Source organism: Solicola agrisoli, from assembly GCF_049059935.1.
In the GTDB taxonomy this organism is placed as follows: Bacteria; Actinomycetota; Actinomycetes; order Propionibacteriales; family Nocardioidaceae; genus JAURVT01.
In genome coordinates this window covers 23,653-36,562 of the sequence record NZ_JBMGQR010000041.1, presented here as the reverse complement: position 1 = coordinate 36,562, position 12,910 = coordinate 23,653, and the positions used below count along the sequence as shown (strand labels likewise).

General features: G+C 73.6%; 13 protein-coding genes. 10 read left to right on the top strand and 3 right to left on the bottom strand.

Annotated features, from left to right (window positions below):
* Positions 1 to 414: 414 nt before the first annotated feature.
* The 4 genes from rplM (at position 415) to ACI6PP_RS14620 (ending at position 3,808) form a co-directional block, all read left to right on the top strand.
* Positions 415 to 858: a 50S ribosomal protein L13 gene (gene rplM, locus ACI6PP_RS14635; RefSeq protein WP_421112337.1), complete on the top strand. Its 444-nt coding sequence runs from the start codon at positions 415 to 417 to the stop codon at positions 856 to 858.
* A gap of 115 nt (positions 859 to 973) precedes the next feature.
* Entirely contained in the window at positions 974 to 1,420 is a 447-nt protein-coding gene (gene rpsI / locus ACI6PP_RS14630) for a 30S ribosomal protein S9 (RefSeq protein WP_421112338.1), read from the top strand.
* A 13-nt stretch (positions 1,421 to 1,433) separates the two neighbouring features.
* Complete coding sequence (gene glmM / locus ACI6PP_RS14625; protein ID WP_421112336.1) at positions 1,434 to 2,780, top strand: phosphoglucosamine mutase; 1,347 nt, start codon at positions 1,434 to 1,436, stop codon at positions 2,778 to 2,780.
* 53 nt (positions 2,781 to 2,833) lie between these two features.
* Positions 2,834 to 3,808 carry a GNAT family N-acetyltransferase gene (locus ACI6PP_RS14620; RefSeq protein ID WP_421112335.1) on the top strand — a complete coding sequence of 325 codons (975 nt, stop codon included), beginning with the start codon at positions 2,834 to 2,836 and terminating at the stop codon, positions 3,806 to 3,808.
* Positions 3,809 to 3,818: 10 nt separating this feature from the next.
* Here ACI6PP_RS14620 and ACI6PP_RS14615 read toward each other — a convergent pair whose 3' ends face one another.
* A complete protein-coding gene (locus tag ACI6PP_RS14615) occupies positions 3,819 to 4,478 on the bottom strand; it encodes a hypothetical protein (RefSeq protein ID WP_421112334.1) in 660 nt (219 codons plus the stop codon).
* Positions 4,475 to 5,707, bottom strand: coding sequence for a hypothetical protein (locus tag ACI6PP_RS14610; protein WP_421112333.1), 1,233 nt, complete (start codon positions 5,705 to 5,707; stop codon positions 4,475 to 4,477). Before ACI6PP_RS14610 ends, ACI6PP_RS14615 begins: the two co-directional genes overlap by 4 nt.
* Positions 5,708 to 5,761: 54 nt before the next feature.
* On the opposite strand from ACI6PP_RS14610, the gene ACI6PP_RS14605 reads away from it, so the two are divergent.
* Positions 5,762 to 6,223: a MarR family winged helix-turn-helix transcriptional regulator gene (locus tag ACI6PP_RS14605; protein ID WP_421112332.1), complete on the top strand. Its 462-nt coding sequence runs from the start codon at positions 5,762 to 5,764 to the stop codon at positions 6,221 to 6,223.
* Between the two features lie 67 nt (positions 6,224 to 6,290).
* Positions 6,291 to 6,809, top strand: a complete 519-nt coding sequence (locus tag ACI6PP_RS14600; RefSeq protein ID WP_421112331.1) for a TspO/MBR family protein — start codon at positions 6,291 to 6,293, stop codon at positions 6,807 to 6,809.
* A gap of 282 nt (positions 6,810 to 7,091) precedes the next feature.
* Here the strand turns inward: ACI6PP_RS14600 and coaA are convergent, their stop codons facing one another.
* A complete protein-coding gene (gene coaA / locus ACI6PP_RS14595) occupies positions 7,092 to 8,063 on the bottom strand; it encodes a type I pantothenate kinase (RefSeq protein WP_421112330.1) in 972 nt (323 codons plus the stop codon).
* Between the two features lie 54 nt (positions 8,064 to 8,117).
* On the opposite strand from coaA, the gene glmS reads away from it, so the two are divergent.
* The 4 genes from glmS to alr are packed head-to-tail and all read left to right on the top strand — an operon-like array spanning position 8,118 to position 12,900.
* Positions 8,118 to 9,965 carry a glutamine--fructose-6-phosphate transaminase (isomerizing) gene (gene glmS, locus ACI6PP_RS14590; protein WP_421112329.1) on the top strand — a complete coding sequence of 616 codons (1,848 nt, stop codon included), beginning with the start codon at positions 8,118 to 8,120 and terminating at the stop codon, positions 9,963 to 9,965.
* Positions 9,962 to 10,312 carry a holo-ACP synthase gene (locus ACI6PP_RS14585; RefSeq protein WP_421112328.1) on the top strand — a complete coding sequence of 117 codons (351 nt, stop codon included), beginning with the start codon at positions 9,962 to 9,964 and terminating at the stop codon, positions 10,310 to 10,312. The genes glmS and ACI6PP_RS14585 overlap by 4 nt, the downstream gene beginning before the upstream one ends.
* Position 10,313: 1 nt before the next feature.
* Entirely contained in the window at positions 10,314 to 11,777 is a 1,464-nt protein-coding gene (locus ACI6PP_RS14580; RefSeq protein ID WP_421112327.1) for an NAD(P)H-hydrate dehydratase, read from the top strand.
* Complete coding sequence (gene alr / locus ACI6PP_RS14575) at positions 11,770 to 12,900, top strand: alanine racemase (protein ID WP_421112326.1); 1,131 nt, start codon at positions 11,770 to 11,772, stop codon at positions 12,898 to 12,900. The genes ACI6PP_RS14580 and alr overlap by 8 nt, the downstream gene beginning before the upstream one ends.
* Positions 12,901 to 12,910: the final 10 nt, after the last annotated feature.

Here is a 12,910-nt window from a genome sequence, read left to right as displayed (position 1 = left end):
CGTACAGCGCGACGCCCGGCTGGTCGTCGGTCTTGCCGACCTTCGCCAGGTCGGACCCACGGATCGCCCCGTCGGTGATGGGGAGCTCGTAGGTCTCGCCCGTCCGGTTGTCGGTGACGGTCAGGGTCTGGTTCTGCTCGGTCACGTCGGGATCTCCCTCGTGTCGGTTCGGAGCATCCCGGGCCGGGGTCGGCCGGGCCGGGCGGGCGTACGATCTGGTGGTGAGGCGCAGCCGCCCCAAACCTATTGCGTCGGCATCGCCCACGCACACCCCGGGTGCGAGCGGGGTCGTTTTGACCCTCCTGCCGCCCTCCCGTTACCCTGGGACGTCGTGCCTGCTGCAGCCGTCCGTCGGCCGCACGCGGTGCACCGTTTCCATGTGACACCACCTGACACCCCGAAGGTAGAGATCCCGTGCGCACGTACAGCCCGAAGCCCGGCGACGTCGACCAGAAGTGGCACGTCATCGACGCGCAGGACGTCGTTCTCGGACGCCTGAGCGTCCAGACCGCCCAGCTGCTTCGCGGCAAGCACAAGCCGACGTTCGCGCCCCACGTCGACAACGGCGACTTCGTCGTCATCGTCAACGCCTCCAAGGTCTCGCTGTCGGGCAACAAGCCCACCGACAAGCTGGCCTACCGTCACAGCGGCTACCCGGGCGGCCTGAAGACGATCGCCTACGGCGACCTGCTCGCCAAGGACCCCCGCAAGGCCATCGAGAAGTCGGTCGCCGGCATGCTGCCGAAGAACCGCCTGGGCCGCGCGATGATCCGCAAGCTCAAGGTCTACTCCGGCCCCGAGCACCCGCACGCCGCGCAGAAGCCCGAGCCGTTCGAGATCACGCAGATCTCCCAGTGACGCAGCGTCACTTCCCGAGCACCAGCACCAAGGACCAGTGAGGAACCCCGTGGCCGAGACCACCACCGACACCGCCGCCGACGCCGAGGTCGACTACCAGACCGACGAGCAGGGCGTGGCGTACACCTCCGAGACCGCGCCGGGCGCCGACACCGAGTCGCGCCCCGCCGTGATCGCCCCCGCCGCGGCCACCGGCCGTCGCAAGGAGGCCATCGCCCGCGTGCGCATCGTCCCCGGCAGCGGTGAGTGGACCGTCAACGGACGCACGCTCGACGCGTACTTCCCCAACAAGGTCCACCAGCAGATCGTCAACGAGCCCTTCGCGGCGCTCGGCCTCGAGGGTCGCTTCGACATCCTGGTGCGCATCCACGGCGGCGGCCCCACCGGCCAGGCCGGCGCGCTGCGTCTCGGTGTCGCCCGCTGCCTGAACGAGATCGACGAGGAGACCAACCGCCCGACGCTGAAGAAGGCCGGGCTCCTCACGCGCGACGCTCGCATCAAGGAGCGCAAGAAGGCCGGTCTGAAGAAGGCCCGCAAGGCACCGCAGTACTCCAAGCGCTGATCGAGGGTCCTCTATGGGGAGGATCTTCGGCACCGACGGCGCCCGTGGTGTCGCCAACGTCGACATCACGGCCGAGCTGACGCTCGACCTCGCGGTCGCGGCGGCACACGTCCTCGGCGAGGCCGGGGCGTTCGCCGACCAGCGACCCACGGCCGTCGTCGCCCGCGACCCGCGTGCCTCCGGTGAGTTCATCGAGGCCGCGGTCGTCGCGGGCCTGGCCTCGGCGGGCGTCGACGTGCACCGGCTCGGCGTCGTCCCGACGCCCGGCGCGGCGTACCTGACGTCGGCGCTGAAGGCCGACATGGGCGTGATGATCTCGGCCAGCCACAACGCGATGCCCGACAACGGCATCAAGTTCCTCGCCCGCGGGGGGCTCAAGCTCGACGACGCCGTCGAGGACGCCATCGAGTCGCGCCTGCGCGAGCCCTGGCAGCGCCCCACGGGCGCGGCCGTCGGTCGTGTCGGCGACAGCCACACCGCCGTCGCCGAGTACGTGCGCCACCTGACGCTCACCACGCCCGTCTCGCTCGAGGGCCTGACGATCGTCCTCGACTGCGCCAACGGGGCGGCCTTCGAGGTCGGTCCCGCCGTGTTCGCCGCCAAGGGCGCCCGGGTGGTCGCTCTCCACGCCGAGCCCGACGGGCTCAACATCAACGAGCGCTGCGGCTCGACGCACCTGGAGGACCTCCAGGCCGCCGTCGTGGCGCACGGTGCCGACGCCGGGTTCGCCTTCGACGGCGACGCCGACCGGTGCCTTGCCGTCGACGCGGCTGGCGAGGTCGTCGACGGCGACCAGATCCTCGCGATGCTCGCGGTCGCCGCCCACGAGGGCGGCCGGCTGGCGCAGGACACCGTGGTGGCCACCGTGATGAGCAACCTCGGCTTCGTCCAGGCGATGGAGCGCGCGGGCATCACCGTCGACCAGACCGCGGTGGGCGACCGGTACGTCCTCGAGTCCATGCGCGCCCACGGCTACACCCTGGGCGGCGAGCAGTCCGGGCACGTCATCATGAGCGACCACGCCACCACCGGCGACGGCGTCCTCACCGCCCTGCACGTCGCGGCCCGCATGGCCGAGACCGGCCGCACGATCGCCGACCTCGCGTCGGTCGTCACCCGGCTCCCGCAGGTGCTCGTCAACGTCCCCGGGGTCGACAAGGCCCGTGCGGGCACCGACCACGCCGTGCTGGCGGCCGTCGCCGAGGCCGAGCACGAGCTCGGCACCTCCGGTCGCGTGCTGCTCCGCTCCTCGGGCACCGAGCCGCTGGTCCGCGTGATGGTCGAGGCCGGCACCCGCGAGCACGCCGACGAGGTCGCCGGCCGTCTCGCCGGCGTCGTCGCCAGCGCGCTGGCGCTCTGAGCGTCGGTCGAAACCAGGTGCCCGCGAAGGGTCCTGCCGCGTAGCCTCGCGCCGTGACGACGATCGTCGAGGTGCGCGCGGACGACGCCGCCACCGTCGGGGAGCTGCTCGACGTGTACGCGCGGTCGCAGGACGGCCGCTGGGACACCCCGTGGACGGCGACCGAGAAGCGCGTGCGCATGGCGTCGACCTCGCCCTACGAGCGCGAGCTGCGGTTCCTCGCCCGAGACGCCGGCGGCGAGCCCGTCGGGTGGGGCCTGCTGTCGCTCGCCGACACCGACAACACCGACCTGGCGTGGGTCGAGCTAGGCGTCGTGCCGGAGCGCCGCGGACGCGGGCACGGCGCGGTGCTGCTCGAGCACCTGCTGGACCTGTCGCGCGGGGAGGGCCGACGCACGGCCGTCGCCGGCGCGTCCTGGCCGGTGGGCGAGGAGACCTCGGGCGGACGACGCTTCCTCGAGGCGCACGGCTTCGCCGTCGGCCTGGTGGACGCGCACCGCGTCCTGACGCTGCCCGTCGCGCTCGACGAGGTGGAGCCGTCCGGTGGCTACCGGCTGTCCAGCTGGACCGGCCGGTGCCCCGACGCGTGGGCGCCGGAGTACGCCGCCCTGCTCGGCGCCCTGCTCGCCGAGGCGCCGAGCGGCGACATGGCCTGGGAGCCCGAGGTCTACGACGTCGACCGGCTGCGGCACGCGGAGTCCGAGCTGGACGCGATGGCACGGGTGGCGGTGACGACGGTGGCCGTCGCGCCCGACGGTGCGCTCGCCGGCCACACCCGGCTCGTGGTGCCGTCGGGCGACCTGCTGCGCGTGTTCCAGTGGGACACCCTCGTCCTCCCGGCCCACCGCGGGCACCGTCTCGGTCTGGCGATGAAGGTGCGCAACCTGCACGTCGCCGCACCGGCGATCGGGCCCCGCACCGAGGTGCACACCTGGAACGCCGAGGTGAACGGCCCGATGATCGACGTCAACGCGGCCATGGGGTTCGAGCTGGTGGAGATGGCCGGGGAGATGCAGCGGTCGCTGTGAGCGGGCGGCGTCAGGGCCGAGGTCGCAGGACGGCCACGAAGCTCGTCAGGATCAGGAGCGAGGCGACGGCGGTCAGGCCGTGGACGCCGCTGAGGAGCCCCGCCACGCGCACGGGCTCCGACGCGACGAGCGCCACCCCGCACCAGCGGGGGACGTCGCGGTCGCGCAGCATCGCGACGCCGAGCACCAGGCCGCCGAGGAGCGCACCGATCCCGAACACCGCGTACATGCCGGTGGCGACCGCGGTGGTCCGGTGGTCGACGGCGTCGACGAAGCCGGCCGGGCTGAGGTCGGACGCCGACACCGACAGGGCGAGGAGGGTCTCGACCGAGAGGGCGACGCCCATGACGTATCCGCTCGACATCAGCCAGCCGCCCACGGAGGCGAGGCGCGCGCGGCCCTCGTCGATCCGGCCCACCACCGCCCACACCGCCGGCACCAGGAAGAGACAGGCCAGCAGCCCGAGCGCGGCTCCGACCTCGACGAGGAGCGGTCGCCCCTGCACGAGCCGGAGGTAGTCGGCGGTGTCCCGGGCCGCACCGTCGGCGGTGAGGATCGCGAAGCAGACGTTGGACGCGGCCAGGGCGGTGGCTCCGAGGACGGCGGCGGCCAGACCGCCGGGCACCGCGGGGCGGGAGGCCACGGGACGGTGCGAGGTGGTGGTGCTCATGGGAGGTCCTTCCGGAGCCGGTGGGTGTGCGGGCGCGAGTCGTAAAGGTCGGTGAGGAACCTGGCGAGCTCGATGCGCTGGGTGAACGAGGGGGAGGGTGGGGCGTCCGGTCGGGCGTCGGCGAGCTCGTCGAGCAGGAACCCGTCGAACCCGCTGCGCAGGAGGGTCGAGGTGGCGAAGCCGTCGGCGATCTCGTCGGGACTCGCCGCGACCCCCTCGGCGCGCACCCCGTCGACGTAGGCCGGCACGACGGCCGCCGCGATGCCGGGAAGGCGGGCGGCCGGCACGGCGTCGCAGTGCACGAGCCCGACGAGCAGCTGGCCGAGGTCGAACCCGAGCGCGTGGGGGCTGCGGAACGACAGGTCGATCACCACGTGGTCCGCGGGGTCGTCAGCCGGGACCAGCAGGTTCTGCGGGCTCGCGTCACCGTGCGGAAGGGCCTGGACGAAGGTGTCGAGCCGGTCCAGCATCGCCGGGACGTCGCGGCCGAGGACCCGCAGGCGCTCGCGGAGGTCGTGGTGGTCCGCGAGCCACGGGTGCGCCCACAGGCCGTCGTCCTCCAGCGGAGCCAGACCACGCGCGGGCACGGCCTGCTCGCCGTACATCCTCAGCGCGAACCCCGGAGGGAGGTCGCTCACCGCCATCGCCTCGACCGAGGTCGACCGGGCGTTCCACCGACCGAGGAGGTGCGCGGCGCGGGCGTACCTCGCGTCGTCCCACTCGACGTCCGCCTCGGCCACGTCCTCCTGCCAGATCGCGACCCGGTCGTCGGGCAGCTCGGCCACCCGGTGCAGACGCGGGCTGCGCAGGCCGTCCGGGAGCGAGGCCTGGACCCGCGGGTCCCACAGCTCGAGCTCGGAGCGCCAGGGGAAGGTGTCGGCGAAGTGCGACGCCACGTCCGGCGGCAGGTACGCCAGGCCGGGCCAGTGCCGCACGTGCTGGAGCACCTTGCAGAACAGCGACCAGTCACCGCCGTCCTCCTGCCGACCTCGGACCCGGTACACCCCGGCGGTGGCCGGCGAGCCCATCGCGTGCGGCAGCGCCTCGACGGTGGTGGAGCCGCTGGACGGGCGACGTCCGGTGGCCTCGAGCACCAGGTCGTCGAGGGCGGCTGCTGCGTTCTGCTCGTCGGTGCCGAGCAGCCACGCGAGCGGCACGTCCGGCGACGTCGGGAGCGTGGCCACGGTGCGGGCTCCGCCCGTGCGTCCGGTCGAGGTCGACGGGTCCATGGGGATCCCAAGTAGTCAGGTTGCCTTACCTTCTGGCGATAGTAAGGTTGCCTGATGATCTCGGTCAAGGACGATCTTCCCGACCACATCCTGGCGCTGCTGGGCTACGCCCTCGACGGTCTGCGCCGCGACGTCGAGCGTCGTGGTGCGGGTCTTGGCGGGCTCCGGTCGAGCCAGGTGCGGCTGATGAGCCTCACGCCGGTCGAGGGGATGCGGGTGACCGACCTCGCCGAGCGGGTGGGCATGACCAAGCAGGCGCTGGGGGAGTTCGCCAACACGCTCGAGGAGCAGGGGCTGCTCGAGACCGTGCGCGACGAGAAGGACCGTCGTGCCCGGATCCTGCGCCCCACGGCCCGCGGCCGGCGGGCGGTCGAGTCGAGCGAGGCCGTGATCGCCGAGGTCGAGGACGCCTGGCGAGCCCGGCTGGGCGAGCGTGAGTGGGACGCCCTGCGCGAGGCGCTGGCGGCCCTGGCGGGCATCGGGCGCGAGCTGGACGAGGAGGCGGTGTGGACGTGACGGAGGCCTCCGTCGGATCGATGTATTTCCATTTGCGAACTACTTCGGGTCGTTGTTTCCTGGAGTCATGACGCAGACAGCCACCCGCACCCGCACCCGTCCCGCGTGCGAGGGACGCTCCGTCCTGGTCCTGCTGGGCTTCCTCGCCGCGACGTTCGTCGTCGCCGGCCTGGGCAGCCTGGCCACGCTCGGCGCCGTCGACGGCTGGTACGTCGACGCCGCCAAGCCGCCGTTCAACCCGCCCAACGCGGTCTTCGGCCCGGTCTGGACGGTCCTGTACGCCGCGATGGCCGTCGCCGCGTGGCTCGTCTGGCGTCGCCGCGACGCCCAGCCCGCCGAGGCCTCCACCGCCTTGCGGCTGTGGTGGGTGCAGCTGGTCGTCAACCTCGCCTGGACCCCCACCTTCTTCGGTGCCGAGCTGCTGTGGCCCGGGCTCGTGGTCATCGTCGTGCTCGACGTCCTCGTCGCCTGGACGCTCCTGGCCAACCTCCGCGTCTCCAAGGTCGCGGCCGGCCTGTTCGTCCCGTACCTCGCGTGGGTGCTGTTCGCGACGGCGCTCAACGCGTCCATCGCCTACCTGAACTGACCCGGCGGTGCCCCACCCACCACCACGTCCGTCCGGCGGTGGCTGACCCACCACGATCGAGGCGTCCGTCGTGGGTCCGCCACCTGCCGTGGTGGGTGCCGCACCGCCGGCGGGTGCAAGGTGCAGGGTGCCGCGTCGACCGGCGCAAACCGGTCACCGCCGGCGGCCGACGCCGAGTGGCGCAAAACCTGACGCGAGTGGCGCAGATCCGGGCCGAATCACGCGTGTCGACCCCGAGTTTGCGCCACTCGGCGGGCCGGGGGCGGCGGGAGGCCGGGGGGGTCAGAGCTTGCGGAGGCGGATCCAGCGGACGGAGTGGTCGTGGTCCTTGCGCAGGACGAGGGTGGCGCGGCCGCGGGTGGGCTGGATGTTGTCCTTGAGGTTGGGGCCGTTGATGGAGTCCCACAGCGTGAGGGCCTGCTCGCGGGCCTGGGCCTCGTCCAGTGCGCCGTAGCGGGTGAAGTAGGACGCCGGGTCGCGGAACGCGGTCTCGCGCAGGCGCAGGAACCGCTCGACGTACCAGCTGCGGATGTCGCGGCGGGCGGCGTCGACGTAGATGGAGAAGTCGAAGAAGTCGCTGACGGCGAGGCCGGGGCGGCCGTCGCCGCGGGTCCGGGCGGGCTGAAGGACGTTCAGGCCCTCGACGAGCACCACGTCGGGTCGGTGCAGGGTGACGCGCTCGTCGGTGACGTCGTAGGTGAGGTGGGAGTAGATCGGGGCCGACACCTCCTCGCGCCCTGACTTGACCGCCATGACGAAGCGCAGCAGCGCCTTGCGGTCGTACGACTCGGGGAACCCCTTGCGGGCCAGCAGCCCGCGGCGCTCGAGCTCGGCGTTGGGGTGCAGGAACCCGTCGGTGGTGACGAGGTCGACGCGGCTGTGCTGGTCGCCGTGCGAGAGCAGCTCGCGCAGCAGCCGCGCGGTGGTGGACTTGCCGACGGCCACCGACCCGGCGATCCCGATGACGAACGGGGTGCGTTGCGGCTGCGGACGGTCCAGGAACTGCTCCTGCGCCCGGTAGAGCGCGCCGGCGAGCCTGACCCGCATGCTGATCAGCTGCGCCAGGGGCAGGTAGACCTGTCGGACCTCCTCCAGGTCGAGCTCGTCGCCGAGGCCGCGGACCCGCTCGATCTCCTCCGCGCTGAGCGGCTGCGGTGCGTCACCGGCGAGCCCGGCCCACGCGTCGCGCTCGAGCTCGACGTACGGCGAGCTCTCTCCGTGGGCGGGGGACATCCGAGTGTCCGTCTGCGACATGTCGACCATCGTCCCAAAGCCGGGACGGCCGCGCGCTCTCGGTACCCTGCACCCATGTGCGGAATCGTGGGCTACACCGGGTCGCAGCAGGCCGTCGACGTCGTCGTCGGGGGGCTGCGACGCCTGGAGTACCGCGGCTACGACTCCGCCGGCGTCGCCGTCGTCGACGACGGCGCGATCGCGTCGGCCAAGAAGGCGGGCAAGCTCGCCAACCTCGACAAGGTCCTCGCCGAGCACCCGCTGCCGCGGTCCACCACGGGCATCGGGCACACCCGCTGGGCCACCCACGGCGCCCCCAACGACCGCAACGCGCACCCCCACGTCGACGCCCGGCACCGCGTCGCCGTCGTGCACAACGGCATCATTGAGAACTTCGCCGAGCTCCGCACCGAGCTCGAGGCCCGGGGGCACGAGATGGAGTCCGACACCGACACCGAGACCGTCACGCACCTGGTCGCCGACGCGCTCGAGGACGGCGCCGCGAGCCTGGCCGACGCCGTCCGCCAGGTCTGCCGCCGCCTGGAGGGCGCGTTCACCCTCGTGGTCAGCGACGCGCAGTCGCCCGGCGTCGTCGTCGGCGCGCGGCTCAACTCGCCGCTGGTCGTCGGCCGCGGCGAGGGCGAGAACTTCCTGGCCTCCGACGTCTCGGCGTTCATCGAGCACACCCGCGAGGCGATCGAGCTCGGACAGGGCCAGGTCGTCGAGATCACCGCCGACTCGATCACCGTCACCGACTTCGACGGCGCCGCCGCCCCCACCACCGACTTCCACGTCGACTGGGACATCTCGGCCGCCGAGAAGGGCGGCTACGACTGGTTCATGCTCAAGGAGATCGACGAGCAGCCCCAGGCCGTCGCTGACACGCTGCTCGGACGGCACGCCGCCGACGGGCGCCTGCAGCTGGACGAGATGCGCCTGTCCGACGACGAGCTGCGCGACATCGACCGCATCATCATCATCGCCTGCGGCACCGCCTCGTACGCCGGCATGGTGGCCAAGTACGCCATCGAGCACTGGACCCGCATCCCCTGCGAGGTCGAGCTCGCCTCGGAGTTCCGCTACCGCGACCCGATCCTGTCGCGCTCCACGCTGGTCGTCGCGATCAGCCAGTCGGGCGAGACGATGGACACCCTGATGGCCATCCGCCACGCACGCGAGCAGCGCGCCAAGGTGATCGCGATCTGCAACACCAACGGCTCGACGATCCCGCGCGAGTCCGACGCCGTCATCTACACCCACGCCGGCCCCGAGATCGCCGTCGCGTCCACCAAGGGGTTCCTGACCCAGGTCGTCGCCTGCTACCTGCTCGGGCTCTACCTGACGCAGGTGCAGGGCGTGAAGTTCGGCGACGAGATCGCCGCGGTCATGGACGACCTCGAGAAGATGCCCGACGCGATCCGCCGCGTGCTCGACGGCGCCGACCAGGTGCGCGACCTCGCCCGCTCGATGACCGCCGAGAGCACGGTGCTGTTCCTCGGCCGTCACGCCGGCTACCCGGTGGCGCTCGAGGGTGCGCTCAAGCTCAAGGAGCTGGCCTACCTGCACGCCGAGGGCTTCGCCGCCGGCGAGCTCAAGCACGGCCCGATCGCGCTGATCGACGACGGCCTGCCGGTCTTCGTCGTCGTGCCTCCCCGCGGCCGCGACCAGCTGCACGAGAAGGTCGTCTCCAACATCCAGGAGATCCGCGCCCGCGGCGCCCGCACCATCGTGCTCGTCGAGGAGGGCGACACGTCGGTCGACGCGTACGCCTCGGAGGTCGTCCGCCTGCCGCGCGTGCCCACGCTGCTGCAGCCGCTGGTGGCCACCGTGCCGCTGCAGGTCTTCGCGGCCGCGCTCGCCGACGAGCTCGGCCACGACGTCGACCAGCCCCGCAACCTCGCCAAGTCCGTCACGGTCGAATGATCGTCGGCGTGGGCATCGACGTCGTCGACATCGCCCGCTTCGCCGAGTCGCTCGAGCGCACGCCCGCGCTGTCCGAGCGGCTGTTCACCGACGCCGAGAAGCACCTGCCCGTCGGGTCGCTGGCCGGGCGGTTCGCCGTCAAGGAGGCGCTCGCCAAGGCGCTCGGCGCGCCCGCCGGCCTGGCCTGGCTCGACGCCGAGGTGGTCAACGACCCCGACGGACGGCCGCTGCTCACCATCGCCGGCACGATCGCCGAGCGCGCCGCGCAGCTGGGCGTGACCTCCCACCACCTGTCGATCTCCCACGACGGCGGCATCGCGTCCGCCTTCGTGGTCCTGGAGTCCTGACGTGCTCCGGGCGCACCGCGTCGACGACGTCCGCGCCGCCGAGGAGGCGCTGATGCGGACCGTGCCGGAGGGGCAGCTGATGAAGCGCGCGTCGCGCGGCCTGGCTGACCACTTGCTGCGGCTCGTCGAGGGTGACGGCGCCGCGCGGGTGCTGGTCGTCGTCGGTCCCGGCAACAACGGTGGCGACGCCCTGTTCGCAGGCGCGGTGCTCGCCGGGCTCGGCGTGCACGTCGACGTGCTGCCCACCGACGCCGACCGCGTCCACGCCGAGGGCCTGGCCGCCGCGCTGGCCGCCGGTGCCACCCAGGTCGACGGCCCGGTGCCCGCGACCGTCGTCGTGGACGGCGTCGTCGGCATCGGCGGACGCGGCGGCCTGCGCGAGCCGATGGCGTCCTGGTGGCCGCGGCTGCAGGCGTCCGGTGCGACGGTCGTGGCCGTCGACGTGCCGAGCGGGGTCGACGTCGACGGCGGCACCCTCGACGGCGAGCACGTGACGGCCGACCTCACCGTCACCTTCGGCACCCACAAGCCCGCCCACCTGCTCGACCCCGCCGCCCGTGCGTCCGGCCCCCGGCCCGCGCCGCTGGTCGACATCGGGCTCGACCCGCACCTGCCCGCCCCGCTGCTCGAGGCCCTGGAGGCCTCGGACGCCGACGTGCTCGACGCCGCGATCGGCGGGGCCACCGACCCCGGCGCGCAGAAGTACACGCGCGGCGTCGTCGGCGTGGCGGCCGGCTCCGAGCAGTACGCCGGTGCCGCCCAGCTGTGCGTCCGCGGCGCCCAGGCGGGCGTCGCCGGCATGGTGCGCTTCGTCGGCAGCGCGGCGCTGTGCGCGCGCATCGTCGACCGTTGCCCCGAGGTGGTCGCCCACCCCGACGACGGCCCGCACGGCCGCGTCCAGGCCTGGGTGGTCGGGCCCGGCGGGGGAGACGACGTCGCCGACCGGCTCGCGCTGGCCCTCGCCGACGGCGCGCCGCTGGTGGTCGACGCCGACGCGCTCGCGCACGTCCCCGACTCGTTCGACGTCCCCGCCCTGCTCACGCCGCACGCCGGCGAGCTGGCCCGGATGCTCGACGTCGGGCGCGACGAGGTCGAGGCCGACCCGTTCGCCCACGTCACCCGCGCCGCCGAGCGCTGGGGCGTCACCGTCCTGCTCAAGGGCGCCCGCACCCTCGTCGCGCACCCGGGCGAGCCCACGCGCGTCAACCTCACCGGGTCGCCCTGGCTCGCCACGGCCGGTGCCGGCGACGTCCTCGCCGGGCTCGCCGGGTCCTTCCTCGCCGCCGGCGCCGACCCCCGCACGGCCGGCTCGCTGGCCGCGTTCCTGCACGGCGCCGCGAGCGTTCGCGCCAACCCCGGCGGCCCGATCACCGCGCACCTGGTCGCCGACCACGTGCCCCGCGTCATCGCCGCGATGCGACGCGGGGAGCTCGCCGACCACGACGTGAGGGACTGGCGTGGCTGAGACACCGATGGCCGAGGCGGTCGTCGACCTCGACGCCTACCGCGCCAACCTCGGCGTGCTCGCCGCCCGCGCACCGGGCAGCGCGCTGATGGCCGTCGTCAAGGCCGACGCGTACGGCCACGGCGCCGTCGAGTGCGCGCGCGCCGCCCGCGAGGCCGGCGCCGCGTGGCTGGGTGTCGCCACCCTCGACGAGGCCCGAGCCCTGCGCGACGCCGGCGACTCCGGACCGCTCCTGGCCTGGCTCGCCACCCCCGGCGCCGACTTCGCCGGTGCGGTCGGCGCCGACGTCGAGGTCACGGCGTCGTCGGCCGACCAGCTCGCCGAGGTGGTCGACGGGGCCGGACGCGCCGGACGTCGCGCCCGCGTCCAGCTCAAGGTCGACACCGGCCTGTCCCGCAACGGCGCGTTCGGCGCGGAGTGGGCACGGCTGGTCGACGCCGCCGTGGCCGCCCGGGACGCCGGCAGCGTCGACGTCACGGGCGTCTGGTCGCACCTGGCCTGCGCCGACGAGCCCGGCCACCCCGCCAACGCCGCGCAGGAGCAGGTGTTCGCCGACGCGCTGGCCACCGCGTCCGACGCCGGGCTCGACGTCCCGTTGCGCCACCTGTCCAACTCCGCCGCCACCCTGACGCTGCCGTCGGCCCACCACGACCTCGTGCGGGTCGGCATCGCGTCGTACGGCATCTCGCCCTCGCCCGAGCTCGGCACCGCGGAGTCGCTCGGCCTGCGGCCCGTCATGACGCTGCGCGCGGCGCTGGCGTCGGTCAAGCGCGTGCCCGCCGGCACCGCGGTGTCGTACGGCCACACCTGGGTCGCCCCGCGCGAGACCACGCTCGGTCTGGTGCCCGTCGGCTACGGCGACGGTCTCCTGCGCGGGGCCTCCGGACGGGCCCACGTCGCCACCGCCGCGGGCCTGCGTCCGGTGGTCGGGCGGATCTGCATGGACCAGCTCGTCGTCGACCTCGGTGACGACGACGCGAGCCGCGGCGACGACGTCGTCCTGTTCGGTGACGCGCCCGGCGCGCCGTCGGCCGAGGACTGGGCCGAGGCAGCCGCCACCATCGGCTACGAGGTCGTCACTAGGCTGGGTGGTCGGATCCACCGGTCGTACCGGGCGATCTGAGACTCTCGGA

Excerpts from the sequence above, each read along its gene's own strand:
- glmM (WP_421112336.1), top strand. The coding sequence starts at position 1,434 with ATGGGGAGGATCTTCGGCACCGACGGCGCCCGTGGTGTCGCCAACGTC.
- ACI6PP_RS14615 (WP_421112334.1), bottom strand. The coding sequence starts at position 4,478 with ATGAGCACCACCACCTCGCACCGTCCCGTGGCCTCCCGCCCCGCGGTG.
- ACI6PP_RS14610 (WP_421112333.1), bottom strand. The coding sequence starts at position 5,707 with ATGGACCCGTCGACCTCGACCGGACGCACGGGCGGAGCCCGCACCGTG.
- ACI6PP_RS14605 (WP_421112332.1), top strand. The coding sequence starts at position 5,762 with ATGATCTCGGTCAAGGACGATCTTCCCGACCACATCCTGGCGCTGCTG.
- ACI6PP_RS14600 (WP_421112331.1), top strand. The coding sequence starts at position 6,291 with ATGACGCAGACAGCCACCCGCACCCGCACCCGTCCCGCGTGCGAGGGA.
- coaA (WP_421112330.1), bottom strand. The coding sequence starts at position 8,063 with ATGTCGCAGACGGACACTCGGATGTCCCCCGCCCACGGAGAGAGCTCG.
- glmS (WP_421112329.1), top strand. The coding sequence starts at position 8,118 with ATGTGCGGAATCGTGGGCTACACCGGGTCGCAGCAGGCCGTCGACGTC.
- ACI6PP_RS14585 (WP_421112328.1), top strand. The coding sequence starts at position 9,962 with ATGATCGTCGGCGTGGGCATCGACGTCGTCGACATCGCCCGCTTCGCC.